General features: G+C 65.6%; 26 protein-coding genes. 8 read left to right on the top strand and 18 right to left on the bottom strand.

Annotated features, from left to right (window positions below):
* Nucleotides 1-158: 158 nt before the first annotated feature.
* The gene (locus OKW44_RS15835; protein WP_018423409.1) at nt 159-1,097 is read right to left on the bottom strand and encodes a LysR family transcriptional regulator; all 939 of its coding nucleotides are present in this window, start codon (nt 1,095-1,097) and stop codon (nt 159-161) included.
* 159 nt (nt 1,098-1,256) lie between these two features.
* Here OKW44_RS15835 and OKW44_RS15830 point away from each other — a divergent pair, with 159 nt between their 5' ends.
* The 3 genes from OKW44_RS15830 to OKW44_RS15820 all read left to right on the top strand — a co-directional run bounded on the left by OKW44_RS15830 (nt 1,257) and on the right by OKW44_RS15820 (nt 4,421).
* Nucleotides 1,257-2,189 (top strand): dihydrodipicolinate synthase family protein, encoded by a 933-nt coding sequence (locus OKW44_RS15830; protein ID WP_018423410.1) that lies wholly within the window; start codon nt 1,257-1,259, stop codon nt 2,187-2,189.
* A 111-nt stretch (nt 2,190-2,300) separates the two neighbouring features.
* Entirely contained in the window at nt 2,301-3,590 is a 1,290-nt protein-coding gene (locus OKW44_RS15825; RefSeq protein ID WP_018423411.1) for an NAD(P)/FAD-dependent oxidoreductase, read from the top strand.
* A 105-nt stretch (nt 3,591-3,695) separates the two neighbouring features.
* Nucleotides 3,696-4,421, top strand: a complete 726-nt coding sequence (locus OKW44_RS15820; RefSeq protein WP_018423412.1) for a TetR/AcrR family transcriptional regulator — start codon at nt 3,696-3,698, stop codon at nt 4,419-4,421.
* Nucleotides 4,422-4,636: 215 nt separating this feature from the next.
* On the opposite strand, the gene OKW44_RS15815 is transcribed toward OKW44_RS15820, so the two are convergent.
* The 3 genes from OKW44_RS15815 to aroQ are packed head-to-tail and all read right to left on the bottom strand — an operon-like array spanning nt 4,637 to nt 7,457.
* Nucleotides 4,637-6,016 (bottom strand): MFS transporter, encoded by a 1,380-nt coding sequence (locus tag OKW44_RS15815; RefSeq protein WP_018423413.1) that lies wholly within the window; start codon nt 6,014-6,016, stop codon nt 4,637-4,639.
* Nucleotides 6,017-6,066: 50 nt separating this feature from the next.
* Nucleotides 6,067-7,005: a shikimate dehydrogenase gene (locus OKW44_RS15810; protein ID WP_018423414.1), complete on the bottom strand. Its 939-nt coding sequence runs from the start codon at nt 7,003-7,005 to the stop codon at nt 6,067-6,069.
* Entirely contained in the window at nt 7,002-7,457 is a 456-nt protein-coding gene (gene aroQ / locus OKW44_RS15805; RefSeq protein ID WP_018423415.1) for a type II 3-dehydroquinate dehydratase, read from the bottom strand. The genes OKW44_RS15810 and aroQ overlap by 4 nt, the downstream gene beginning before the upstream one ends.
* Nucleotides 7,458-7,778: 321 nt before the next feature.
* On the opposite strand from aroQ, the gene OKW44_RS15800 reads away from it, so the two are divergent.
* From OKW44_RS15800 to OKW44_RS15790, 3 genes are all read left to right on the top strand, one after another.
* Complete coding sequence (locus OKW44_RS15800) at nt 7,779-9,671, top strand: bifunctional sugar phosphate isomerase/epimerase/4-hydroxyphenylpyruvate dioxygenase family protein (protein WP_018423416.1); 1,893 nt, start codon at nt 7,779-7,781, stop codon at nt 9,669-9,671.
* Between the two features lie 167 nt (nt 9,672-9,838).
* Nucleotides 9,839-10,171: a hypothetical protein gene (locus tag OKW44_RS15795; protein ID WP_018423417.1), complete on the top strand. Its 333-nt coding sequence runs from the start codon at nt 9,839-9,841 to the stop codon at nt 10,169-10,171.
* A 153-nt stretch (nt 10,172-10,324) separates the two neighbouring features.
* Complete coding sequence (locus OKW44_RS15790) at nt 10,325-10,579, top strand: hypothetical protein (protein WP_018423418.1); 255 nt, start codon at nt 10,325-10,327, stop codon at nt 10,577-10,579.
* Nucleotides 10,580-10,905: 326 nt separating this feature from the next.
* Here the strand turns inward: OKW44_RS15790 and OKW44_RS15785 are convergent, their stop codons facing one another.
* The 8 genes from OKW44_RS15785 to OKW44_RS15750 form a co-directional block, all read right to left on the bottom strand.
* The gene (locus OKW44_RS15785; protein WP_018423419.1) at nt 10,906-11,235 is read right to left on the bottom strand and encodes a hypothetical protein; all 330 of its coding nucleotides are present in this window, start codon (nt 11,233-11,235) and stop codon (nt 10,906-10,908) included.
* Nucleotides 11,236-11,252: 17 nt separating this feature from the next.
* Nucleotides 11,253-12,020: an AraC family transcriptional regulator gene (locus tag OKW44_RS15780; protein WP_018423420.1), complete on the bottom strand. Its 768-nt coding sequence runs from the start codon at nt 12,018-12,020 to the stop codon at nt 11,253-11,255.
* A 159-nt stretch (nt 12,021-12,179) separates the two neighbouring features.
* Entirely contained in the window at nt 12,180-13,472 is a 1,293-nt protein-coding gene (locus OKW44_RS15775) for an FAD/NAD(P)-dependent oxidoreductase (RefSeq protein ID WP_018423421.1), read from the bottom strand.
* Nucleotides 13,469-13,744, bottom strand: a complete 276-nt coding sequence (locus OKW44_RS15770) for a (2Fe-2S)-binding protein (protein WP_018423422.1) — start codon at nt 13,742-13,744, stop codon at nt 13,469-13,471. The genes OKW44_RS15775 and OKW44_RS15770 overlap by 4 nt, the downstream gene beginning before the upstream one ends.
* Nucleotides 13,731-14,888 carry an NAD(P)/FAD-dependent oxidoreductase gene (locus tag OKW44_RS15765; protein WP_018423423.1) on the bottom strand — a complete coding sequence of 386 codons (1,158 nt, stop codon included), beginning with the start codon at nt 14,886-14,888 and terminating at the stop codon, nt 13,731-13,733. Before OKW44_RS15765 ends, OKW44_RS15770 begins: the two co-directional genes overlap by 14 nt.
* Nucleotides 14,885-15,841, bottom strand: a complete 957-nt coding sequence (locus OKW44_RS15760) for a 4-hydroxyproline epimerase (RefSeq protein WP_018423424.1) — start codon at nt 15,839-15,841, stop codon at nt 14,885-14,887. Before OKW44_RS15760 ends, OKW44_RS15765 begins: the two co-directional genes overlap by 4 nt.
* Nucleotides 15,842-15,953: 112 nt before the next feature.
* Nucleotides 15,954-16,088, bottom strand: a complete 135-nt coding sequence (locus OKW44_RS15755) for a hypothetical protein (RefSeq protein ID WP_275426101.1) — start codon at nt 16,086-16,088, stop codon at nt 15,954-15,956.
* A gap of 35 nt (nt 16,089-16,123) precedes the next feature.
* Complete coding sequence (locus OKW44_RS15750; RefSeq protein ID WP_026226334.1) at nt 16,124-16,831, bottom strand: response regulator transcription factor; 708 nt, start codon at nt 16,829-16,831, stop codon at nt 16,124-16,126.
* A gap of 296 nt (nt 16,832-17,127) precedes the next feature.
* On the opposite strand from OKW44_RS15750, the gene OKW44_RS15745 reads away from it, so the two are divergent.
* Nucleotides 17,128-18,429 carry an MFS transporter gene (locus tag OKW44_RS15745; protein ID WP_026226335.1) on the top strand — a complete coding sequence of 434 codons (1,302 nt, stop codon included), beginning with the start codon at nt 17,128-17,130 and terminating at the stop codon, nt 18,427-18,429.
* Between the two features lie 154 nt (nt 18,430-18,583).
* The gene (locus tag OKW44_RS15740; protein ID WP_018423428.1) at nt 18,584-20,044 is read left to right on the top strand and encodes an MFS transporter; all 1,461 of its coding nucleotides are present in this window, start codon (nt 18,584-18,586) and stop codon (nt 20,042-20,044) included.
* A 20-nt stretch (nt 20,045-20,064) separates the two neighbouring features.
* Here the strand turns inward: OKW44_RS15740 and OKW44_RS15735 are convergent, their stop codons facing one another.
* From OKW44_RS15735 to OKW44_RS15710, 6 genes are all read right to left on the bottom strand, one after another.
* Nucleotides 20,065-20,337 (bottom strand): hypothetical protein, encoded by a 273-nt coding sequence (locus tag OKW44_RS15735; protein WP_026226336.1) that lies wholly within the window; start codon nt 20,335-20,337, stop codon nt 20,065-20,067.
* A gap of 106 nt (nt 20,338-20,443) precedes the next feature.
* Nucleotides 20,444-20,878: a DoxX family protein gene (locus OKW44_RS15730; RefSeq protein ID WP_018423430.1), complete on the bottom strand. Its 435-nt coding sequence runs from the start codon at nt 20,876-20,878 to the stop codon at nt 20,444-20,446.
* A gap of 103 nt (nt 20,879-20,981) precedes the next feature.
* Nucleotides 20,982-21,389: a VOC family protein gene (locus tag OKW44_RS15725; RefSeq protein WP_018423431.1), complete on the bottom strand. Its 408-nt coding sequence runs from the start codon at nt 21,387-21,389 to the stop codon at nt 20,982-20,984.
* Nucleotides 21,390-21,425: 36 nt separating this feature from the next.
* Complete coding sequence (locus OKW44_RS15720; protein WP_018423432.1) at nt 21,426-21,890, bottom strand: RbsD/FucU family protein; 465 nt, start codon at nt 21,888-21,890, stop codon at nt 21,426-21,428.
* Nucleotides 21,891-21,969: 79 nt separating this feature from the next.
* Nucleotides 21,970-22,251, bottom strand: coding sequence for a hypothetical protein (locus OKW44_RS15715; protein WP_018423433.1), 282 nt, complete (start codon nt 22,249-22,251; stop codon nt 21,970-21,972).
* A gap of 22 nt (nt 22,252-22,273) precedes the next feature.
* Nucleotides 22,274-22,642 carry a nuclear transport factor 2 family protein gene (locus tag OKW44_RS15710; RefSeq protein ID WP_018423434.1) on the bottom strand — a complete coding sequence of 123 codons (369 nt, stop codon included), beginning with the start codon at nt 22,640-22,642 and terminating at the stop codon, nt 22,274-22,276.
* Nucleotides 22,643-22,722: the final 80 nt, after the last annotated feature.

Here is a 22,722-nt window from a genome sequence, read left to right as displayed (position 1 = left end):
CCGGCATGAGATATTGAAGCTCTTTTCACACGAATAACAAACCGCCTTTTCGGGCGGTTTTGCCGTTTCTGGCGGGCCTTGCCGAAAGAAAGTCGATTTTTCGCTGGCATTCTTACCGGCAACCGGGCGGACAGCTGAGCAACCTGTTTGCGCAGCGCCTAAATTCGCGCTTTCGTCTGTGCATGCAACAGCGCGATAAACCGTTCCGCCGGCGGCGACAGCACGCCGCCCTTGCGCGTGACAATGCCGAACGTCTGCGATGGCGATTTGAGCCTGACCGGCACGACGCGCAGCATCCTGTGCCGCACGAACGGCCCAGCAATTGCACTCGGCAGCAGCGAAACGAGTTCGGCGCTGCTTTGCAGCAGTGCAACTGTCACAAACGTGGAAGCCGTCGAAATCGGATTGTCGGGCATGTCGAGGCCGGCGAGATCCATCTCGCGTTCGAGCAGCGCATGCAGCGGCATATGTGACGGATACATGACCCAGCGATGCCCGGCGAGATCGCGCAACATCATCTCGCGGCGCGGCAACGGCGCATGCTGATAACCAACCACCACCGCCAACGGCTCGTCGCCGAGCGGACGATACTGATACTTCGACGGATCGGCCGCGACCGCCGCTCGGCCAACCACCAGATCGAGCCGCCCGTCGTCGAGCTGCGCGAGCATTCGTGCGCTGGTGTCCTCGACCACTTCGATCGACAGACCCGGTTGCGCCGCATGCAATTGATTCAGCGCGGGCACCACGCAGTCGGGAATCGCGCCCATGATCGCGCCGAGCGCGAGCCGCCCGCCACGCCCCGAACGAATTTCGGCGACGTCCTGGCAGAGCGCGGTGAGGTCCGACGTCACGACGCGCGCATATCGGATCACGCAATGACCGAGCTGGTTCGGGATCATGCCGCTTTTCGAGCGCTCGAAAAGCGGCGCGTCGAGCATCGATTCGAGTTCCTGCAGCGCCTTGCTCGCCGCCGATTGCGTCATCGACATCACGCCGGCCGCTTTGTGCAGCGATTTGTGATCGTCGAGCGCGATCAGCAGATGCAGTTGCTTCATGCGCAGCTTCGACAGCAGGACGTTGAGCGTGTCTTTCATCGATGGGGTGAGTCGCAAAAGCGATCACGATATGGAAACAATTCAATATACCCGCGAGGCCCAGCGCCGTATAGTCGCCGAAGGAGACATTCATGCAGTTGCGCCGCCCGTTCGCGGGCTCGAGCGCAATCCTTCCATCCCCGTACGGACCACATCGCCATGAGCCAAGCGTCACACTCTCCCGCCCTGCGCGGCGTCTTCCCCGTCGTGCCGACGATCTTCGACGGCGCCGGGCGTCTCGACCTCGAAGGCCAGAAGCGCTGCCTCGATTTCATGATCGACGCCGGCTCGAACGGTCTGTGCATTCTCGCGAACTTCTCCGAGCAGTTCGCGCTGTCCGACGACGAGCGCAACACACTGATGCATCTCTCGCTCGAACACGTCGCGGGCCGCGTGCCGGTGATCGTGACGACCACGCATTTCAGCTCGTACCAGTGCGCGGAGCGCAGCCGCGCAGCGCAGGCCGCGGGCGCCGCGATGGTGATGGTCATGCCGCCGTATCACGGCGCGACGATCCGCATCGGCGAGCGCGGCATCTACGAGTTCTATCGTACGGTGTCCGATGCCATCCAGATTCCGATCATGATCCAGGACGCGCCGGTCAGCGGCACGCCGTTGTCCGCGCCGTTCCTCGCTCGCATGGCGCGCGAGATCGACAACGTGTCGTACTTCAAGATCGAAACGCCGCAGGCCGCGAACAAGCTGCGCGAGCTGATCGAACTGGGCGGCGACGCGATCGTCGGTCCGTGGGACGGCGAGGAAGCGATCACGCTGATGGCCGACCTCGATGCGGGCGCGACCGGCTCGATGACGGGCGGCGGTTATGCCGATGGCATCCGCCTGATCGTCGATGCCTATGCGGCCGGTGATACCGAGGCCGCCGCCGCGCACTATCAGCAGTGGCTGCCACTGATCAACTACGAGAATCGCCAGGGCGGCCTCGCATCGTGCAAGGCGCTGATGAAGGAAGGCGGCGTGATTGGTTCGGACGCGGTGCGTCACCCGTTGCCGCAGATGCATCCGGCGACGCGCGAAGGACTGTTGAAGATCGCACGCCGGCTCGATCCGCTGGTGTTGCGCTGGAGTCGATAACGCAGAACGAAGCGCGGCGGGGCGCCTGTCGACGTGCGGGCTCACGCGGGCTGGACGGGCACACGCGATTGCCGCTAACCTAGGGCGTGCCCACAAGCTCGCGCCCGCCCCATGCAAAGTTTCTACGAAGCCACCGTCACCCGCTCCTCCGCCTATGCGCCGCTCAACGGCCGACGCAGCGCGCACGTCTGCATCGTCGGCGGCGGACTTGCGGGACTCTCCACCGCGCTGGGACTCGCCGAACGCGGCGTCGAAGACGTCGTCGTGCTCGAGGCGCAGCAGGTCGGCTTCGGCGCATCGGGACGCAACGGCGGCTTCGTGTTCGGCGGCTACAGCCTCGATTGCGCCGACCTGCTGAAGACGCTCGGGCCGACTCGCGCGCGCGAACTCTATGCGCTGACCACCGACGCGGTCGAGCTGATGCGCAAGCGAATTGCGCGCTATCGGATCGACTGCGACGCGACCGATGCCGGCGTGATCCTCGCGAACTGGTTCGACGAACCGGTGCGTCTCGAAGCGCAACGGCGTTTGATGCGCGATTCGTTCGGCGTCGACTGGGAACCGATCGCTGCCAACGAACTCGCCGCGCATCTGAAAACGAGCCGCTATCACGGCGGCCTGTTCGAGCGCAACGCGTTCCATTTTCATCCGCTCAAGTACGTTATCGGCGTCGCCGCGGCGGCCGCGCAAGCGGGCGTGACGATACACGAGCGCTCGCCGGTCGTCAGCTTGCGGCGCGACGGCGCGGGCTTCGTCGTCGAGACGCCGCAAGGTGCGCTCGACGCGCGTCACGTCGTGATGGCGGGCGGCGGCTATGCACGCAACGTGTACGCGCGCGTCGAGCGCGCGGTGCTGCCTATCGCCACCTACGTGATGGCAACGGAGCCGCTCGGCGAACGCTTGCACGACGCAATCGCCACGCGCGCCGCGATCTATGACACCCGCTTCGCGTTCGACTACTACCGCCCCTTGCCCGACACGCGCATCCTGTGGGGCGGCCGCATCTCCGTGCGCGACCGCGAGCCCGAGGCGATCGCGCGACTGTTACGACAGGACCTGCTGAAGGTCTATCCGCAACTGCGCGACGTGCGAATCGAGCACGCGTGGGGCGGCCTGATGAGCTACGCGCGACACAAGATGCCGCAGATCGGCCAAAGCACCGACGGAGTCTGGTACGCGGTCGGTTTCGGCGGACACGGCATGGCGCCGACCACGGTGTCGGGCGAACTGCTGGCCGCGGCTATCTCCGGTGAACGGCCGGTGCCTGATGCGTTCGCGACCTTCGGCCTCACGCGCACATACGGCGCGCTCGGCCTCGCGGCCGCGCAGCTCACGTACACCGCGATGCAAACACGCGACGCGCTCGCCGCGCGCCGCCGGCCCACGCGCCCGGTCGCGTAAGCGCCACGCAAGCTCCTTCGAGATGCCTTCGCCGATGCCCGGGACCCACGCCAGAGGCCCATTTCGCCATGCTAGAATGCGCCGTCACTGCCGCTCGAAACCACAATGAAAAAGGGAAGCAAGGCCGCCGAGCCTGATACCAACGGCATCGTGTCTGGCACGCCGCACGCCGACGCGCGACGTACCGGCGCCAGGCGTACCGACGCCCCACGCAAATACGATCCCGAGCAGACTAAGCGCAACATCCTCGACGTCGCGACCCAGGAGTTCTCCGCGATGGGGCTGACGGGTGCCCGCGTCGATGCGATCGCGGAACGCACGAACACCACCAAGCGCATGCTGTACTACTACTTCGGCAGCAAGGAAGGGTTGTACCAGGCGGTGCTGGAAAAGGTGTATGGAGACATTCGCGCGCTCGAACAGGACCTGCACATCAGCGAACTCGATCCGGTCGAAGGCATGCGCGCGCTGGTCGAATTCACGTTCGACTACCACGACCGCCAGCGCGATTTCGTGCGCCTCGTGACGATCGAAAACATTCACGGCGCGAAGTACGTCGAGCAGGTCAAGACGTTCAAAGGACGCAACGTCACCGTGATTCACACGATCGAGGATCTGCTCGCGCGCGGCATCGCGGCCGGCCAGTTCCGCAGCGACATCGATCCGATCGATCTGCATCTGATGATCAGCTCGCTGTGTTTCCATCGGGTGGGCAACCGGCATACGTTCGGCACCGCGTTTGGGCGCGATCCGTCGCATCCGCGGCTGCGGGCGCGGCATCGGGCGATGATCGTCGATGCGATCTTGCGGTTCGTGAAGAAGGACGATTGACGCCGGTTGCGCGGCGACCGGCTGAAAAGGAAACGGGATGTGGCGAAAGCCACATCCCGTTTTTTATCGCTTCGAGAAACGCAGCGCGTTCAGCGGCTTACTGCCCCGGCAAACCGGTGACGGCAGTCGACGTGGTTGCCGCCGCACCGCGACGACAACCGGGGATTCGAAGGGAACTACGACCGTCACATGAAGCGACGGCTCAGCGGGAAGACTCAATCCACCAGCACGATCCGCTTGATATCGCCGACGACGAAGATATACGACAGCGCGCCGATCAACGCGATGACACCGATAAATACCAGCGCGCCCACGAATGAACCGGTCGCCGCGACGATCAGGCCCACCACGAGCGGCGTCACGATACCCGCCAGGTTCGCGGCGAAATTGAAGATGCCGCCAGTCACGCCGAGCAAGCCCTCGGGCGCGATATCCGACACCAGCGTCCAGCCGAGCGCGGCCATGCCCTGCGCGAAGAACGCCACCGACAGAATCGCGATCACCACGACGTTGCTCTCGACATAGTTGGCGAGAATGATCGTCGACGCGAGCAGCAGACCCGCGATGATCGGCAGCTTGCGCGCGACGTTCGCCGATTTGCCACGGCGCAGCAGCCAGTCGGAGAACAGGCCGCCGAACATCACGCCGATCGAAGCCGCGATGAACGGCATGATCGCGAAGAAGCCGATCTTCAGCCACGCCATATGACGTTCGGTGGCGAGATACGTCGGGAACCATGTGAGGAAGAACACCAGCGTCGAATTGCCCGCGAACTGGCCGAGGCAGATGCCGGTCAACTGGCGATGCTTGAGCAGCTGGCCAATCGTGCGCCATTGGAAGCCGCTCTTCTTCGATGCCGCCGTATCGGCTGCACCCGCGGCGGCACCCGCGACATCCTTGTTGCGTTGCGTGAGACCGCCGCCCGCCTCGATATAGTCGAGCTCTTCCTGATTCGCCGACGGATGATCGCGCGGCTCACGATACAGCAGCCACCACACCACGCCGAACGCGATACCGACGCCGCCGACCACGAGGAACAGCGAGCGCCAGCCGAATGCGCCCATCAGCATGAACAGGAACGGGCTGAAAAACGCGAGGCCGATATATTCGCCGACCGTGTAGGTGCCGGTCGCCATCGCGCGCTCGCTTTGCGGAAACCACGTGGCGACCACGCGGCTATTGGTCGGAAAGCATGGCGCCTCCGAAACGCCAAGGCCGAGACGGAAGGCGAACAGGCCGCCGATGCCCCCCACGAGCCCTTGCGCGAGCGTGCAGAGCGACCAGAACGTCATCGACAGGAAGTATGTGAGCTTGCTGCCGAAGCGGTCGAGAAACAGGCCGCCGGGAATCTGCGAGGCCACGTAGCTCCACGAAAACACGGAGAACAGCAGGCCCATCAGCGCGGCGTTGATGCCGAGCTCCTTCGTCAGCTGCGGTGCCGCGATGCCGAGAACGGTGCGGTCGAGATAGTTGATCATCGTGCCGACCGCGAGCAGCGCGAGGATCTTGTAACGGGCTTTCGAACGGCGCGCGGGGCTCGCCGCCTTGTTCTGCGCGGGCGAGCCCGCGGAGCTGGATTGGAACGATTGCGTCATGTCGTGCTTGTCTCCTCGATCAGCTTGGGTGCCGGTCTCTACGCGGCCGGTTAGCGTTGCAACAACGATTGAAAGTGTGTGTAGACGCGCTCGGCGTCCGGCTCGAGCCCCGTGAAAATACGCATGGCGTCGACCGCCTGGTAGACCGCCATGCCGCCGCCACTCAGCGTGCGGCAGCCAAGCGCCTCGGCCGCCTGCAGCAGCGCGGTGCGAATCGGGAAATAGACGATGTCGGCGACCCACAGGTCGCGGTGCAGCAATTCGGCCGGCAGCGGCAGGCCCGGCATTTTAGCCATACCGGTCGGCGTAGCGTGAATCAGGCCTTGCGCGACGCAGAGCGATTCTTCGAGCGACGTGCCCGCGCTGACCTTGGCTTTCGGGAAACGCGCCTGCAACTCGTCGGCGAGCGACTGCGCACGGGCGGCATCGACGTCGAACAGCGTCAGCGACTGCGCGCCCATGTTCAGCGCCGCGTGCGCGACCGCCGCGCCGGCGCCGCCGGCGCCAAGCTGCACGACGCGTTCCAGCGACACGTCCGGCAGGCCGCGCTGGAACGCACGCGCGAAGCCGGACCAGTCGGTGTTGTGACCGATACGCTTGCCGTCCTTGAACAGCACGGTGTTGACCGCGCCGAGCGCGCGGGCGTCGTCGGACAGTTCGTCGAGCAGCGGAATCACCGCCTGCTTGCACGGATACGTGATGTTCAGGCCGTTGTAACCCATCCGTTCGGCCGCCGTCAGCAGCTCCGGCAGCGCGGCGGTGTCGAGCTTCTGCGCATCGAGATCGATGCGTCGATAGACATAGTGCAGTCCGAGCTTGCTGCCCTCTTCCTCGTGCATCGCGGGCGTGAGCGAACCGCTGATGCCCGAGCCGATCAGGCCGACCAGAAAGGAGTGGGGAGTGGCCCGCAAGCTCGCCTGCGCATTGGCCAACGCGGCAATCTGCGCGTCGGTTCGGGAATTTCCCCGAGTGTTCGCTTGAGTGTTCATTTCGCCGCCCTATTCTTAAGAATCGTCGCCATCCGTTCCAGCGCGAGCACATAGCCCTGCGTGCCACAGCCGACGATGATCGCGTCCGCCACCGCCGACACGTACGAGTGATGCCGGAACGCTTCGCGCCGATGCACGTTCGAGATATGCACCTCGATGACGGGCTTTTCGATCGCGCTCAATGCGTCGGCGATCGCGACCGACGTATGGGTGTAAGCGGCCGGATTGATCACGATGCCGTCGACCTTGGTGCGCGCCGCGTGCAGCCAGTCGATCAGCTGATGCTCGGCGTTGGACTGGCAGAAGTCGATCGCGAGGTCGAGGCGCTCGCCCGCGTCGCGGCACAGCTTCGCGACGTCGTCGAGCGTTTCCGCGCCGTAGATGGCCGGCTCGCGCGTGCCGAGCAGATTGAGGTTCGGTCCGTTCAGGACCAGTACGGAGGCAAAGCTCATGACAACGACTCCCGCAAAATAAGGCGCGACTCGAACCGCGGCACCCGCGGCGGTTCTTCGACGCATGGCGAAGTGTGCGCGCATCGGCCGCCGTCGTCATTCGGGGTTTCTACGAATTTGTACCATCTAGTTAGTTTGTATAGACTATCGAAGCTCCCCGAGGTAGTGTGGGGAATTCTGGCCTGCGTCTTGCTCCAGTGCATAACGAACTAGCTCATTTTTGCGCATTGCAGCAAGCCCGGCAGGCCGCGCAACCAGGCGCGCCGCCGCGGTTTTTCTGCTGGTTTCCCCCTCGTTTGTCCGTTTTTGCAGGAGCCGTTCATGCAACGTTCGATTGCCACCGTGTCGATTAGCGGCACCCTCGTCGAGAAGCTGAGCGCGATCCGCGCCGCGGGCTTCGAAGGTGTCGAAATCTTCGAGAACGACCTGCTGTATTTCGACGGCTCGCCCGCCGACGTGCGCCGCATCGCCGACGACCTCGGCCTGAAGATCATGCTGTTCCAGCCGTTTCGCGATTTCGACGGCGTCAGTCCCGAACGGCTGGAGCGTAATCTCGACCGCGCGAAGCGCAAGTTCGACGTGATGCACGACCTAGGCACGGACCGCATCCTCGTGTGCAGCAACGTGTCGCCGGACACGATCTGCGACGACTCGCTGATGATCGACCAGTTGGGCGCGCTCGCCCGCGCGGCCGAAGCGGCTGGCGTGGTCGCCGGTTACGAAGCGCTCGCCTGGGGCAGGCACGTAAAGACCTATCGCCACGCGTGGAAGCTTGTCGACGCCGTGAATCATCCGAATCTCGGGCTCGTGCTCGACAGCTTTCACACGCTGTCGCTGAACGACACGCCCGACGCGATCGCCGACATTCCTGGCGAGCGCATCGCGTTCGTGCAGATCGCGGACGCGCCGAAGCTTGCGATGGACGTGCTCGAATGGAGCCGCCACTACCGCTGCTTCCCGGGCCAGGGCGACTTCGATCTCGCCAACTTCACCGCGCAGGTCGTCAAAGCTGGCTACAAGGGCCCGCTTTCGCTGGAAATCTTCAACGACGGCTTTCGCGCCGCCCCCACCACGATCACGGCCGCCGATGGCCATCGCTCGTTGTTGTTCCTCGAAGAGCAAACTCGCGCGCTGCTCGAGGAGCAACAGCAGCCGCGCAAGACGACAGGCGGCCTGTACCGCTCGCCCGCCGCGCCCGCGCACGTCGGCTATCAGTTCCTCGAATTCGCGGTCGATGACACCACGCGCACGCAGCTAGCCGACTGGCTCGGCAAGCTGCGCTTTCGCCAGGCCGGCCAGCATCGCTCGAAGGACGTGACGCTGTATCAGCACGGCGCGGCCTCGATCGTGCTGAACGCCGAGCCCGATTCGTTCGCGAACGCGTTTTTTCAGCAGCATGGTTTGTCGCTGTGCGCATCGGCATTTCGTGTCGATGACGCGAGCCACGCATTCGAGCGCGCGGCCGGCTTTGGCTACGCGCCGTTCTCCGGCCAGATCGGGCCGAACGAGCGCGTGCTGCCGGCCGTGCAGGCGCCGGATGGCAGCCTCAACTATTTCGTCGACGAAACGCCCGATCAGCCCACGCTGTTCGAGGCCGATTTCGTGCTGACCGACGTCAACGGCCCGACCGAGGTGGGACCGCTCGAGCGCATCGATCACGTGTGTCTGTCGGTGCCGGCGAGTGCGCTCGATACGTGGGTGCTGTTTCTGCGCACCGCGTTCGGCTTCCTCGCCGAGCCGGGGGTGCTCGTTCCCGATCCGTACGGCCTCGTGCGCAGCCGCGCGCTGCGCAGCCCCGACGGCTCGGTGCGGATCGCGCTGAATGCATCGGTGGATCGCCATACGGCGGTGGCCGAGGCGCTGCACACGTATCACGGCTCCGGACTGAACCACGTCGCGTTCAGTACCGGCGACATCTTCAGCGCTATCCCCGAGTTCGTCGCCGACGGCGTGCCGATCCTGCGCATTCCGCGCAATTACTACGACGACCTGGCGGCCCGCTACGCGCTGTCCGACACGCTGCTCGAAGCGATGCGCGCGAACAATATCCTGTACGACCGCGACGAACGCGGCGGCGAGTTTTTGCACGCTTATACGGAGCAACTCGACCAGCGCTTCTTCCTTGAGATCGTCGAGCGGCGCGGCGGCTACGACGGCTACGGCGCGGCCAATGCGGCGGTGCGGCTCGCGGCGCAGGCGCAGCGGCGCAAGTAACGGGCGGACCCCGGAGGCAGACGGCGGCTTCGTCATTGGAAGTCGCCGCGTCGATACGGATTTCGTCTTTTCAGGCACGCGACCTGCGTCCCCGATCAGGGCAGGCTCGCCGTCTCGATATAATGGCGCCTGCTCAGCCGAATCGCCGAATCAACGCCAGGAGAGATATGAAGAAGTTCGCTGCAGTCCTGTCCCTTTCGCTGCTGCTCAGCGCTTGCGCGTATTTCCAGAAAGACCCGGATTCCGGCGAACCCGTCACGGACACGACGACACAGCGTTCCGTCGACGACGTGGTCGCCTGTCTGACGCAGATGGCCAATCATCACAACGCCGCGTTCAAGTCGACCGGGATCCCGCAAGGTCAGATGCTCGACTTCGGCGACTCGAACATCGTCAAGGTACGCAGCGACAACGGCGCGACAACTTACCGTTTCTATGCGGGCAAGCGTCATGTAAGCAACCTGTGGATCGAATCGGCAGGCAAAACCTGCGCGCCATAAGGCTTTGTGGCGCATAAAGGCGAAGTTGCAGGCGCCGGAATCTGATCCATTGCAACGTTCATGTCACGGTGTTACAGGACAATGGGGTCTTAAGAATCGTTTAAGACTTCGTCCGCAAGATCCCCGGACATGTCCCCGTACCAGGTGCGCTCCATGAACCAGCCCGAACCGAAAACCAACGAAACACCGGCCAAACGGCCAACTATCCTGCGCCGTCTGTTGAGCCATCACGAACTTGCGACGCTGCTGCTGCTGCTGCACGCGCCGATCGATGCATCCGCAAAACCGGAAATTCCGCAGCTTTACGAAGCAGGTCTCGTCGAGACCGTTTCGAACGATGCGGGCACGCCGCATATCCGTCTGACGTCCGAGGGTAATGCGGTGTTGCGAGGGCTTGGGGTGAAGTAACCAGATCGGCTCGCGACCCGGTCATCTGAGGCCGCGTCAGCGCTTTGCGTTGACGCGGCTTTTTTCTATTCAGGCACAGCCATTGAGCGTGGCCTACGTTTTTGGCGATAGATCAGACCGCCGCGCTTCTGCATCAGTTTCGTAGACATGCGAGGCATCTTTAAGAACGCTCCGATTGTCTGGCACCGACGTACACGCAATAGTCATTGCTCCGCCACCGCAGGGAATTCCGGAGCAAAAACCAATGACTGGAAGCTGTACCTTCGAGCTCAATCGGAAAGAGACTTCACGATTCGTCTGATCAGAATTCGGCCGCGTCAAGCCTTTCAAGCCTGCCACACCCCATACCCCGCCTCGCGCAGCCCGATCGCCAATTCCACTTCCATATCCTGCGCGCCGCGGTAAGGCATCGGGTTGAACACTTCGTACAGTTCGGGCATCAGACGCAGGCCGTAGTCGCGCACATAGCGATTCGCCTGAATGCCCGCCTTGTGCCGATCGAAGCGCAAGTCCGGGTCAAGCCCCGTCATGCCGACGTACACGCACGGCTTGTCGAAACGGTAACCGGGATTCGCGCGACGAAAGCGCGCCTCGTTCCACACCTTGTCGTCGAGCGCGACGACGTACACGTAGTAGTGATGCGCGCGACCCGCCATGACACGCCCGACGCCGCTCAGCCGCGTAGCGTACCGTGCAGCAACATCCGGTATTCGGTCGGTGTAACGCCGACGGTCGCCTTGAATTGCCGTGTGAACGCGCTGTGATCGGTGTAGCCGCAACGCGCCGCGACGTCGGTGACCTTGTCGTGCGACACCAGCAGCGCGGTCGCCGCATCGAGTCGCGTTTTCAGGAGCACCTGGCGCGGTGTCAGATGAAACACCTTGTGAAAGTACCGCTCCAGCTGCGCGACCGACATGTCCGCCATCGCCGCAAGCTGCTTCAGGTTCAGCGGCTGCACGTAATTCTCCTGGATCGACTGCACGACGGCGGCAAGCCGGCTGTAGGCCGGGTGGCTGTTTTCGTCGGCTTTCAGATCGCGGGAGATGCCGGCGAGGCCGACCACCTTGCCGGTCGCATCGCGCAACGGCTGTTTGCAGGTCAGGCACCAGCCCGGTTGACGGCCCGGATACAGATGCAGTTCGAGCTGATCGAGCATCTGGTTGCCGACGCCGATGATCGCCTTGTCCTGCGCGGTATAGATGCGCCCGAAGCGGCGCGGAAACACGTCTTCCGCAGTCTTGCCGAGCAGCGCGGCCTTTTCCTTGAAGCCGCAACGCGAAGCGAGCGTGCGGTTGACGAGCGCATACCGCGCGTCGGCGTCCTTGACGAAGAACACGACGTCCGGCATTGCATCGAATACCGGCTCGAGCAACCTGAAATGCGACAGCATGCTGGACAGCGTCGTATCGTCGGGTTCGAGCGGATGCGCCAGCGTGTTCATCGTGCGGTTCCGTGGGTGCGTGCCTGGTTGATTGCGTTAGGTTGCGTTCGCGGATCGCTGCGCCGGTGCGGCCGGGCAGCCCGCGCGTGCGGTTGATTGCGGTCGATTATAGAGCCGCGCGTCGCCCGCCAATATCTACCGAGGGTAAGCGCGGAGCCGTCATGGCGCCGCAGTCGGCGGTTCGGCGGCGCTCATCAGCGTGCCGATTTGCGCCGGACTGAACGGCGGACGCGCCGCCGCGGCTGGCCAGCCGAAGTACAGACTCGCGGCCGCGCCGCAGATGCGCCCCTGGCAAGGGCCCATACCGCAGCGCGTCTGCAGTTTCGCGTCACGCCAGTCGGCGCAGCGGCGCACCTCGCCGACACTCACGTCCTCGCAACGGCACAACAGCGTCGCGTCGGCGGGCGGCGTGCGCGCGGCCTCGCCCAATGCGAACGACACCGCGACGCGCCCGCCAAAGCCCCGCCAGCGCGCGCGTTGCGCGACGAGCGCCGCCAGCGCGGCGCGTTGCGTGCTCGCCGCGCCGCTCGCCACGAGACCGGCGATCTCGCCTTCCGCGCCAGCGAGCTCAGCGCCGCCGATGCCCGTGCACTCGCCCGCTGCGTAAACGCGTTCGAGCGAGGTGCGCTGTCCGTCGTCGATGACGATCTCGCCCGCGTCGTTGATCGCGCAGCCGAGCGCCTGGGCAAGCGTGACATTCGGCAGCAGTCCGAAGCCGCACGCGACGCGGTCGCAATCGAGCGTCACCTCGCGTTCACCGCGCCGGATCGTCACCTGTTGCACGCGCTGCGCGCCGCGGGCTTCGCGCACGATGCTGCCGGTCCAGTAGCGCAGTCCCGCGAAGCCGCGCGTGAGGCTGATCGCATGACGCAGCTTCGCGGGCTCGCGCAGCAGCGACACGCCGAAACGCGCGACCTCGGCCGCCGATGCCTGCTCGACCACCGCGATCACGCGCGCGCCGGCCTCTCGCGCGGTGGCGAGCGCGGCCAGCAGCAGCGGGCCGCTGCCGGCGATCACGATCCGTTCGTCGCGCACCGGCATGCCGCCTTTGATCAGCGCCTGCAATGCGCCCGCGCCGGTCACACCGGGCAAGGTCCAGCCGGGAAACGGCAGAAGACGCTCGCGCGCGCCGGTCGCAAGAATCAGTCTGTCATAGGTGATCGACACGCCGCCGTGTTCGGCGGATTCGAGCAGCAAGCCTTGCGCGCCGAGCGGCGCGATCACGCGCGTCGATGGCCAGTAAGTGAAGTTTTGCTGCGATTGCAACGCCGCGAGCAACGCGTGCAACGCTGCTTGCGGCGGATAGGCGGGCCCCTGGCGCCAGATCTGTCCGCCGGCGCGCGGATTGTCGTCGATCTGCGCGACCGTCGCGCCCGCCTGCGCCGCCGCTCGCGCAGCATTGAGCCCGGCCGGACCACCGCCGATCACCACGATGTCGAAGTGCTGCGTCATGCGTGTACTGTCCCGTTTCGTGTCTGCACGCGCTGGCCGTCGCGGCATCGCGTCTGGCACGCGAGCGCGTGCGCGTGACCGTCGATCGTCACGCGGCACTCCTGGCACACGCCCATCCCGCACAAGGCTTCGCGCGGCTCGCCCTTGACCGACAGCCGCGAGCCGCGCACACCCGCGATCGCGAGCGCCGCGGCTATGGTCGTGCCGGGTTTCACTTCGATGCTGCGGCCGTCGACGGTCAAACGGATGCGGGCCGCGTCAGTGTCGGTCATGGGCCACCTGTTCTGCAAAACGCACCGGTAGATAAGGTTCGCACGGAATCGCCGCGGTATGACCCGCGATCTGCGCCGCGAGTAGTTTCGCGGTCGCGAGCGAGGTCGTCACGCCAAGCCCTTCGTGGCCGACCGCGAGCCATAGGCGGGATGCGGAGCCAGAGCCGACGTCGGGCGCGAACTCGCCGGCCGGTCCGATCAGCGGCAGGCCGTCCGGCGACGCCGCGCGAAACCCCGTCCACGCGCGGATGCCGCTGAGCGCCGGCAACTGCGGCAGATACTGCGCGGCGCGTTGCAGCATCTGGGCGAGCACCGGCATTTCGACGGCGGGATCGGTTGTTTCGAACTGGCGCGACGAGCCGATCAGCAGTTGCCCGGTCGGACGGGGCTGTACGTTGAACGCGACCGACGTGCCGGTCGCGTGATGCGCGCTCTTGATATAGCCAAGTTCGAGCAGTTGATGACGGATCAGCCCCGGGTAGCGGTCGGTGATCAGCAGATGGCCTTTCTTCGGCCGCAACGGCAGCCACGGCAACAATTGCGCCGCCCCGAGGCCGTTCGCGACGACCACGTGCGCCGCGCTGGCGCGCTCGCCGCACGCCAGGGTCACGCCACCCGCACCGACCGACGCGACCGGCGCTCCAGGTCGCACGCTGACATTCGCCGCATGCGGCGACTGCGTGAGCAGCCATTCGGCGGCGGTCGGCGCATACACGATGCTGTCGTGCTCGATGCGCAAACCGCCCGCCATCGAGGGTGCGAGCGCCGGTTCGCAGGCGCGCAGTTCGGCCGAGTCCAGCAATTGCGCGGCGACGCCTTGCGCAGCAAACGCCGCCTGCATTGCGCGCGCGGCTCGCCGTTCTTCGTCGTCGGCTGCGACCCACAGCGTGCCGCAGCGCGCGAACGCGTCGCGCGCACGCAGCTGCGGCGCGAGTTCGAGCCATAGCTCGCGCGAATAGCGGCTCAGCGCGAATTCGGCCGGCGAGTCGTTCATCACGACGATATGGCCCATCCCGGCCGCCGTCGCGCCGCCGCCGATGCGCTGCGCGTCGAGCACGTCGACGCGCATGCCGAGCGCGGCCAGTTCCGCCGCGCACGCGGCACCGACGATACCCGCTCCGATGATCAGCACGTCCGGGCTCATGCGGTCGGGATACCCCACGCGAACGGATCGCGCTCGTCGAAACACAGACGCCCTTCGGCCATGATGTGCGCGTGACCGGTGATGGTCGGAATCACGTGGACACCGTCGCCCGCCGCGCGATAGCTCGCCTCGAACACGCTGCCGATGATGCTCTCCTGGCGCCACACCGCCCCTTCGGCGAGCTTGCCGTCGGCCGCGAGACACGCGAGCTTCGCGCTCGTGCCGGTGCCACACGGCGAGCGGTCGTACGCATTGCCGGGACACAGCACGAAGCTGCGGCTGTCGAGGCCCTCGCGCGAGCCCGGTCCGAACAGCTCGATATGGTCGATCAGCGCGCCGTTCGCGCCAGTGATGTTCTGTGCGATCAGCGCGTCGCGAATCGCCGAGCTGAAAGCCGTCAGGCTCGCGATGTTCGCGGCTTCGAGCTCGTGCCCATGCTCGGCGACGAGGAAAAACCAGTTGCCGCCCCAGCCGATGTCGCCGGTCAGTGCGCCATAGCCTGGCACCTCGACCTGCGCCGCCTTGCGGTGGCGATACGCGGGCACGTTGTGCACCGCGACGCCGCCGTCTTCGTTCAGCGTCACCTCGACCACGCCGACCGGCGTTTCGATGCGGTGTCGTCCCGGCCCGATCCGCCCCATGTGCGCGAGCGACACGACGAGCCCGATGGTGCCGTGCCCGCACATGCCGAGATAGCCGACGTTGTTGAAGAAGATCACGCCGGCCGCGCAAGTCGGATCGTCGGGCTCGCAGAGCAACGCGCCGACCACCACGTCCGAGCCCCGCGGTTCGGTGACGATGCCGGCACGCCAGTCGTCGAAGCGGGTGCGGAACACGTCGAGCCGTTGCGCGAGCGTGCCGCCGCCCAGATCCGGGCCACCCGACACCACGAGGCGGGTGGGCTCACCGCCGGTGTGCGAGTCGATGATATTGAGGGTTTTCATGTCGCCCATGGTAGGAATCGCGGGCCGGTGGGTCTTGGTGCGCGTGCGCGCGGATTGAGACGATTTCGGCATAGCGGCGCGATGCGTGAGACGCCGCGCGCGCGGGGCGCGAAACGACCCACTATTCGGTATCGACGTCGACGACCATCAGTGCAAACACGGTAACCCGGCTTACCGATACGGACACGTAAGGAGAATGAGCACCGCTGGCGAGCGCGACGAGCTGCAACGCGGATTTCAGCATATAACTGGCCACGGCGACCTCATGCCGTGCGCGCCGACTGCCAATCTTCACTCCCTGAGCACATGGTCGTGAAGCCGCAGCAGCCGGTAGCCGCTTCTGTATACCGGCTGCAGCCGGAAACCATTGTGCGGCTCGATCGCGAGCAGCAGACGCAGCCGTGACACGTGACTGTCGATGGTCCGCGTGAACTCGCGCAGTTCGCGGCCCCACACCGTCGCGAAGATATGGTCGCGCGACATCACGCGATCGACGTTGGAAAAGAACAGCGCCGCGATCCGGTACTGGGTGGGCGACAGCGACACCGGCTCGCCGCGCAGCGTGACCGCCCGGCGGATCGTGTCGAAGCAATAGGGGCCGATCTCGAAACAGGTCGCGGTGCTGAGACGCTCCGGATACGCGCGCCGCAGAAGCGCCGCGACTCGCGCGCGAAACTCGGCGTCCCGCAGCGGCAACGCGAGGTAATCGTCGGCACCGCCTGCGAGCGCGCGCACCATGCTTTCCTCCGAGCCGTCGTTCGACACGAACATGATCGGCACGTGCTCGCCTGCCACGCGGCGCACCGAGCGCAACAGGTCCGCGCCGGCGGGCCGCATATCCTGCCAGTCGAGCACCAGCAGATCCATCGTGGAGCGCACGAGCGACCTCGACAACGCAAAGCCGTCGTCATAGGCCGCGCAGAAATGGCCGGCTCTCACCAGACTTGATTCAATGGACCGACGCATGACCGGGTCACGCTGAAGAACTGCAACGCGCATGGGATGGACTCTCGACAAGGACATGCAGGCCATTCTCCGAGCCGCACCCCGGTCCCTCCCTTCGGAGCATTCCTATTTTCCGCCGGCTTTCTTCGCCCAACTGGGCGCTCCCGCAGGACTTCCGCTTTCATCCTGTAAAATCCGCGCCGGCCTCCGTCGTCAGCGCGCCCGCCCTATCCGGACGGCGCGCCCGTGTCCCGTGCTCTACCCAGCGCCTGTCGCACTTCTCGCCCGACGACCGCCGCATGTCCACGCGTCACCGCCGCGTGGCTCACAATTCATTAAAAGACATGGCAATGCAAGCGACAAATCTGGGTGGAGCGCAGGCTGTCACCCCCCGCCCGCTTGGGCACAGCGATTACAAGACACTCGGTCTCGCCGCGCTCGGCGGAGCGCTCGAGTTCTACGACTTCATCATCTTCGTTTTCTTCGCGCCGGCGATCGGCCAGCTGTTTTTCCCGGCGGCGATGCCGGACTGGCTGCGTCAGTTGCAGACCTTCGGCATTTTCGCGGCCGGTTATCTGGCGCGGCCGCTCGGCGGCATCATCATGGCGCACTTCGGCGACCTGTTCGGCCGCAAGCGCATGTTCACGCTGAGCGTGCTGCTGATGTCGGTGCCGACTCTGCTGATGGGCCTGATGCCCACCTACGCGAGCATCGGCGTGCTCGCGCCGGTGCTGCTGTTGCTGTTCCGCGTGATGCAGGGCGCGGCGGTCGGCGGCGAAGTCCCGGGCGCATGGGTGTTCGTCTCAGAGCATGTGCCCGGGCGGCACGTCGGCTATGCGTGCGGCACGCTGACGGCCGGCCTCACGGCGGGCATTCTGCTCGGCTCGCTGATTGCGTCGGCGGTCAATCGCCATTTCACGCCGGCCGACATTTCCGAATATGCGTGGCGTGTTCCGTTCCTCATCGGCGGCGTGTTCGGTATGTTCTCGGTCTATCTGCGCCGCTGGCTGCACGAGACACCGGTGTTCGCCGAACTGAAGCAACGCAAGGCGATCGCCGCGGAAGTGCCGCTGAAGGCCGTGCTGCGCGATCACGGCCGCGCGGTGATCGTGTCGATGCTGCTCACCTGGATGCTGTCGGCGGCGATCGTCGTCGTGATCCTGATGACGCCGACGCTGCTGCAAAAGCAATTCCACATCGAGCCGGCCACCGCGCTGCTCGCGAACTGTGTCGCGACGCTGTGCCTGACGATCGGCTGCGTGGTGGCCGGTTCGATCGCCGGACGCATTGGCGCGGGTCGCACGATTTTCGTCGGCGGCGTTGCGCTTGCGATCACGTATTACGTGATGTTTCGCCAGTTGGCCGTCGATACGTCCCTGCTCGTGCCGCTGTATGCACTGGCCGGACTTTTCGTCGGCGTGATCGGCGCGATTCCGCTCGTGATGGTCCGCGGATTCCCGCCGGTGGTGCGCTTCTCGGGCATCTCGTTCTCGTACAACGTCGCGTATGCGGTGTTCGGCGGTCTGACGCCGATCGCCGTATCGCTGATGATGAAGTCGAACCCGCTGGCCGCGCCGCTGTACGTCGCGGCGGTCTGCGTGCTGGGCGCGCTGACCACGCTGTTCATCAAGGATGCGCCGCGGGGGCGTTGATCCGGCGGATCTCGCTTCGTCGACCCATAAGTAGCGCGTCGACGGAGCGCTCCGCGATGGCGCGGTTTTCGACGCGCCGTCGCTCGTTCAGGTGACATCCATACTTCACGCCACGCCGAAACGTGGCGAGCTGCATCGGGCTTACGATGCAGTCATGAACTCATCCACACCCTCCTTTTCGCCCGCCCTCGGTCGCGTTCTCGCGACCGTCAGCGTCGGCTTCGTGGTCACGCAACTGGACGTGACCATCGTCAACATCGCGTTGCCACGAATCGGCGCGGACCTGCACGCGAACGTCGCGGGCCTGCAATGGGTCGTCGATGCATACACGCTCGCGTTTGCGGTGCTGATGCTGTCGGCCGGCGCGCTCGGCGACCGCTTCGGCGCGCGGCGCATGTATGCGAGCGGAATCGTGCTGTTCGCGCTCGCGTCGCTGGCCTGCGGGCTCGCGCTCGACGCCCCGATGCTGATCGCCGCGCGCGCGGTGCAAGGCATCGGCGCGGCCGCGATGCTGCCGAATTCGCTCGCGCTGCTCAACCAGTCGTTCGGCCACGAACCGAAGCTGCGGGCACGCGCGGTCGGCCTGTGGACCGCCTCCGGCGCGATTTCGATCGCGGCCGGGCCGGTGGCCGGCGGTCTGCTGATCGCCGCGTTCGGCTGGCGCAGCATCTTTCTCGTCAATCTACCGATCTGCGCGGCCGGCCTGCTCGCGACACTGCTGTGGATTCCGCGTCCGCAAACCTCGCAACGCGGCGTGCCGGCCGCCGCTCGCGGCAACACCGGCGCGACGCCACGCGGCATCGATCTCGGCGGCCAGTGTCTCGCGATCGTCGCGCTAACCGCGTTCGTCGCCGCGGTGATCGAATGGCGGCCGCTCGGGCTCGCGCATCCGCTGGTCGCCGGCGGCTTCGTGCTGGCGCTGCTGGCGGCGGGTGCGTTCGTGTTCGTCGAAGCGCGCGTCGCGCGCCCGATGCTGCCGCTCTCGCTGTTCGGCACGCGCACGTTCAGCGCGGCGGTGCTGTTCGGCATCTGCGTGAATCTGACGTATTACGGCATGGTGTTCGTGCTGAGCCTTTATCTTCAGCGCGTGCGGGGCTACACGCCGTTGCAGGCGGGCCTCGCGTTCCTGCCGCTGACGGGCGGCTTCCTGATCTCGAACGTCGCGAGCGGCTGGGTGATCGGCCGCCTGGGAGTGCGCGTGCCGATGATCCTCGGCGCGATCACGGCTGGTCTCGGCTATGGCCTGCTGCATCTCGTCGACGCGGAGACGCCGCTGATTGGCCTGCTGCTGCCGTTTTTGCTGATTCCGTCAGGCATGGGACTCGCGGTGCCGGCGATGACCACGGCGGTGCTCGCATCGACCGAAGCGCGGCGCGCGGGCACGGCGTCGGCGGTATTGAACACGGCGCGCCAGGCCGGCGGCGCGGTGGGCGTGGCGGCCTTCGGCGCGCTCGCGGGCGGTGCGGCCGCGACGCAGATCGTGCCAGGGATGCAAGCGGCGACGGCTATTTCGGTGGGACTGCTGGTGCTGGCTCTCGTGCTCGCGTGTTTCGTGCATCCGGAGCCGCACGCGGCGGCGTCGTCTGCGCGCGGGGCGAGCGCCGCGAGTAAGTAAGCGGTGTGTAATGCAGCCGCCTACAGCGACGCCTCCTGAATCGTGCCGGTATCGATTGCGCGCTCGATCAGGCCTTCGTTGCGCGCCTTGGCGATCGCATCCGCGACCAGCTTTTCGGGGTCCTCGATATCCGCCTTCAGCGTGCCGATGAATCCGGACGCATCCAGAACCACCAGCGTCTTCGCCGACTCGGCGAGGCTGATGATCACACGATGCGGCGTCGGCCCTTCGCCGAGACTCGCGCACAGTTGCGTGAGTTTGCCGCCGATCATTTGCTCGAAGTTCTGAATCATCATCTGCTCCCTTGCTTGGCGCGGATTGGACATCCGGCTGTGTAGCAGGATGCGGGCCGAGCGGACTGCATGCGCTCACGCTTCACAGCCCGCTTCACAGGCCGCTTCACAGCCCGCCGAGTCCGCCGCGCGGCGCGCGCGCGTTGTCGATGCTCAGACGCCCCGCCCCGGTGACGAACAGCAGCAGGAAACCGCCCGCGATTCCTATGTTCTTCCAGAAATGAATCACCATGTCGTGCTGCAAGGCCGGGTCGGTGATATTCCAGAAGTCGTGGCCGAGCACCGCCGTCGCGACCGTATACACCGCCATGACCAGCGCGAGCGGCCGTACCTTGAAGCCAACCACGAGCAGCAGGCCACCGAGCACCTCGACTGCGGTTGCGATCGGCGCGGCGATCTGCACGAACGGCACGCCTTTCGAATGCAGGTAGCCGACGAAGCCCGCATAGCCCAGCAGTTTCATCACCCCGCTCCACAGGAACAGCACGGAAAGCGCAAGACGGGCGATGAAAATGATGCCGAAATCGACGGGACGCGACATGGGGGGACTCCTGTAATGAATAAGCAGCAGACCCGAATGCAGGGGCTCAGTTCCCCGCCTCGCCCCTGAGCATATGAGCAATGGCCGCGATTTCCAAGCCCGTTCAGGCTGACGGATACGTGGCGACCTCGATCAGGTTGCCGTCCGGGTCGCGGCAATACACCGAGGTCATCTTGCCGCGCGCGCCGTCGCGCTCCACCGGCCCCGCCTCGATAGCGACGCCTTGCGCGAGCCAGTGCGCCTTGACGTCGTCCGGGCTTGCGGTGGTCACGAAGCACAGGTCCGCCGTGCCCGGCACCACCTCGCGCGACGTGAACCAGGCGACGGTATCGGCCGAAGCGGGACGCAGATTGATCTTCTGATTGCCGTAGTTCATCGCCACGCGCGTGCCGGTGCGCGACGCGAACTCGGTGCGTCGCATGCCGAGCATCCGCGCGTACCACGCCGCGCTCACTTCGACGTCGGCGACGTTCAGAACGAGATGATCGAGACTGGCTAGCTGGAAGCTCATGGGTTTGTCGTGATGAATCGAGAAAGGTGGTAGCGACTATGCGCGTGGCGCGTCCGGCGCGAGCAACACGCCCTTCGTGAATACGAAGCAGCCGTAGCCGCGCTCCTCGCCCGTCGCGATCACACAGTATGCCTGGCGCGCACGCTCGTAAAACGCGAATCGCTCGATCGACACGAAGCGCACCTCGCGCCCCTCGCCCGCGTTGACCTCGGCTTGCGCTTCGCGCTGCACCGCGGGAATCGTGTGGGGCTCGCCAACCACTTCCATGCGCGACGCGGGATGCTCGATGAAGGTGTCGAGCGGCAGCACCGACAACACCGCGCGGATCGCTCGCGGCGAACTGACGCCGTCGAGACGCAGCGGCTTGCCGAGCACGGTATCGCGCGCGACGGTGTCGGCCGGGAAGTTGGCGTCGCAGATCACGAGCTCGTCGCCGTGGCCCATCGAGCGCAGCGCGTGCAGGATATCGGCGTTCAGTAGCGGGTCCAGATTTTTCAGCACGGGGTCTCCAGGTCGTTCGTTGGGAACATGCTGCGGGGGTGAGGTCGTGAGCTTTGCGCTAGATGATGCATGTCACGCTTCATCCGCACGACGATCGATTGTAGCAAGCGCGCCGGATGTCTTGCGGCGCTGCGCTCGCACCGCATTGCCAGCGCAGCCATCCGACCAAAGCGAGCAGCACGAGCCCCGCGCCGCCGAGCACCGGCTCGCGCCAACCGAGCAGTGCGATGAACATGAACGCCCGCGCGCCGCCGAGCAGCGCGAAACCGGCGATCGCGCTCGATAACGCATCGAGCGCGGCCGCGACGCGCAGCAACGCGAGATGGACTTGCGCGGGCTTGGCAGCGGCGGGCTCGTGCATGATCGTCTCCGTGAAAAACGCCTCAGGCGGCGCCGGGGGTTTCGTCGAGAAAACCGGTGACCGCTTGCAGACGCCCATGCGCGTCCACCACGCCGAAGTCCGAGCCCTTCACGATCGCCTCGCCCGTGGGGGTCGTCAGTGCCCACGAGAAGCGCAGGCGATTCGCGAAGCCGTCGACGTCGGTCGTACGGCGAAACGTGTGATCCGGAAAACGCTCATGCACCGCGCGGATCATGGCGTCGATGCCATCGTGGCCCGCGCCCGCCAGCAGCGGGTCGCGATAGTCGGCATCGGCGCTCCATGTTGCCGCGATCAACTCGCGACGACGCGCGCCATCGGTCTCGTTCCAGGTATCGAAATAACGGTCGATCAAATCGGTATGCGCATTCATCTCAAACTCCTCGATTGACAGGACTGAGCACTTCGCGCGGCATGCGCATCGCATGCGGCGGGCTCGGAATGAAGATTGAC

Origin of the sequence: Paraburkholderia lebeckiae (genome assembly GCF_050436325.1) — a bacterium.
GTDB classification, from domain to species: domain Bacteria; phylum Pseudomonadota; class Gammaproteobacteria; order Burkholderiales; family Burkholderiaceae; genus Paraburkholderia; species Paraburkholderia tuberum.
The sequence above is the reverse complement of the archived record's forward strand: the minus strand, read 5'-3'. Positions and strand labels throughout refer to the sequence as shown.

Coding starts and splice junctions, on each gene's coding strand:
- OKW44_RS15780 (WP_018423420.1), bottom strand. CDS start 12,020: ATGAACACGCTGGCGCATCCGCTCGAACCCGACGATACGACGCTGTCC.
- OKW44_RS15740 (WP_018423428.1), top strand. CDS start 18,584: ATGAACTCATCCACACCCTCCTTTTCGCCCGCCCTCGGTCGCGTTCTC.
- OKW44_RS15815 (WP_018423413.1), bottom strand. CDS start 6,016: ATGACGCAATCGTTCCAATCCAGCTCCGCGGGCTCGCCCGCGCAGAAC.
- OKW44_RS15745 (WP_026226335.1), top strand. CDS start 17,128: ATGCAAGCGACAAATCTGGGTGGAGCGCAGGCTGTCACCCCCCGCCCG.
- OKW44_RS15715 (WP_018423433.1), bottom strand. CDS start 22,251: ATGCACGAGCCCGCCGCTGCCAAGCCCGCGCAAGTCCATCTCGCGTTG.
- OKW44_RS15825 (WP_018423411.1), top strand. CDS start 2,301: ATGCAAAGTTTCTACGAAGCCACCGTCACCCGCTCCTCCGCCTATGCG.
- OKW44_RS15760 (WP_018423424.1), bottom strand. CDS start 15,841: ATGGGCGACATGAAAACCCTCAATATCATCGACTCGCACACCGGCGGT.
- OKW44_RS15795 (WP_018423417.1), top strand. CDS start 9,839: ATGAAGAAGTTCGCTGCAGTCCTGTCCCTTTCGCTGCTGCTCAGCGCT.
- OKW44_RS15800 (WP_018423416.1), top strand. CDS start 7,779: ATGCAACGTTCGATTGCCACCGTGTCGATTAGCGGCACCCTCGTCGAG.
- OKW44_RS15810 (WP_018423414.1), bottom strand. CDS start 7,005: ATGAACACTCAAGCGAACACTCGGGGAAATTCCCGAACCGACGCGCAG.
- aroQ (WP_018423415.1), bottom strand. CDS start 7,457: ATGAGCTTTGCCTCCGTACTGGTCCTGAACGGACCGAACCTCAATCTG.
- OKW44_RS15735 (WP_026226336.1), bottom strand. CDS start 20,337: ATGATTCAGAACTTCGAGCAAATGATCGGCGGCAAACTCACGCAACTG.
- OKW44_RS15835 (WP_018423409.1), bottom strand. CDS start 1,097: ATGAAAGACACGCTCAACGTCCTGCTGTCGAAGCTGCGCATGAAGCAA.
- OKW44_RS15770 (WP_018423422.1), bottom strand. CDS start 13,744: ATGACCGACACTGACGCGGCCCGCATCCGTTTGACCGTCGACGGCCGC.
- OKW44_RS15775 (WP_018423421.1), bottom strand. CDS start 13,472: ATGACGCAGCACTTCGACATCGTGGTGATCGGCGGTGGTCCGGCCGGG.
- OKW44_RS15820 (WP_018423412.1), top strand. CDS start 3,696: ATGAAAAAGGGAAGCAAGGCCGCCGAGCCTGATACCAACGGCATCGTG.
- OKW44_RS15725 (WP_018423431.1), bottom strand. CDS start 21,389: ATGAGCTTCCAGCTAGCCAGTCTCGATCATCTCGTTCTGAACGTCGCC.
- OKW44_RS15750 (WP_026226334.1), bottom strand. CDS start 16,831: ATGCGCGTTGCAGTTCTTCAGCGTGACCCGGTCATGCGTCGGTCCATT.
- OKW44_RS15790 (WP_018423418.1), top strand. CDS start 10,325: ATGAACCAGCCCGAACCGAAAACCAACGAAACACCGGCCAAACGGCCA.
- OKW44_RS15765 (WP_018423423.1), bottom strand. CDS start 14,888: ATGAGCCCGGACGTGCTGATCATCGGAGCGGGTATCGTCGGTGCCGCG.
- OKW44_RS15730 (WP_018423430.1), bottom strand. CDS start 20,878: ATGTCGCGTCCCGTCGATTTCGGCATCATTTTCATCGCCCGTCTTGCG.
- OKW44_RS15785 (WP_018423419.1), bottom strand. CDS start 11,235: ATGGCGGGTCGCGCGCATCACTACTACGTGTACGTCGTCGCGCTCGAC.
- OKW44_RS15830 (WP_018423410.1), top strand. CDS start 1,257: ATGAGCCAAGCGTCACACTCTCCCGCCCTGCGCGGCGTCTTCCCCGTC.
- OKW44_RS15710 (WP_018423434.1), bottom strand. CDS start 22,642: ATGAATGCGCATACCGATTTGATCGACCGTTATTTCGATACCTGGAAC.